The sequence below is a fragment of the Aquimarina sp. MMG015 genome (assembly GCF_018100855.1).
In the GTDB taxonomy this organism is placed as follows: domain Bacteria; phylum Bacteroidota; class Bacteroidia; order Flavobacteriales; family Flavobacteriaceae; genus Aquimarina; species Aquimarina latercula.
In genome coordinates, this window is record NZ_JAGJEB010000037.1 from 1 (window position 1) to 901 (window position 901).

Below are 901 nucleotides of genomic sequence, written 5' to 3' on the forward strand. Positions count from 1 at the left end.
CTGGTATTAAGTTTTGATGTTACTGTAGATGCTCCAACGGGAGCTGCTGATGAGTATCTCAATCAAACACAGATCACCGCGAGTGATCAGTTTGATCCAGATAGTGATCCGACGCAGGATGATACAGTTGATGATAATGGAGATGGTATTGCTGATGATGATGAGGACACAGCAGTTGTTACTGTTCAATCATCGGATTTGAGTATTAAGAAAAGTATTGATAATAGCAGTCCAAATGTTGGCGATACAGTTACCTTTAGTTTAGTTGTTAGTAATGCTGGTCCAGATGCTGCTACAGGCGTATCAGTAGAAGATGTTCTTCCAGCAGGGTTTACCTTAGTAACCGTTAATAATGGAGGTACTCCAGATCTTCCAAATAATACTGCGAATTGGAGTGGCTTGAGTATCCCTTCTAATAATGGAAGTATTACCTTAACCTATACAGCTACAGTCAATGCACCCACGGGAACAGCTGGCGAATACACGAATGCTGCTCAGATTACGGCTAGTGATCAGTTTGATCCAGATAGTGATCCGACAAGTGATGATACAGTTGATGATAATGGAGACGGTATTGCTGATGATGATGAGGATAGTATTACGATTCCACCCCAGGAAGCAGATTTAAGTATTAGCAAAGGATTACAAAGTGGTAGTGCTACGCCTAATGTAGGAGATACATTAGTATATGAATTAACGATTACCAATGATGGTACAAGTAATGCTACCGGAGTTTCAGTAGAAGATGTCTTACCTATTGGATTAACATTAGGTACTGTTAATGATACAGGTACAGCAGATGTTCCTAATAACACTGCTGCTTGGACAAATTTATTTGTACCTACAAATAGTTCGATTACAGTGACCTATACTGCTACAGTTAATGCACCAACAGGCGCTA

1 protein-coding gene is annotated in these 901 nt (G+C 40.2%); it reads left to right on the top strand.

Features of this window, described 5'->3' with window-relative positions; all coding sequences use genetic code 11:
• A partial coding sequence (locus tag J8L88_RS23390; protein WP_211062083.1) for a DUF11 domain-containing protein occupies positions 1-901 on the top strand: 901 nt, incomplete at both ends.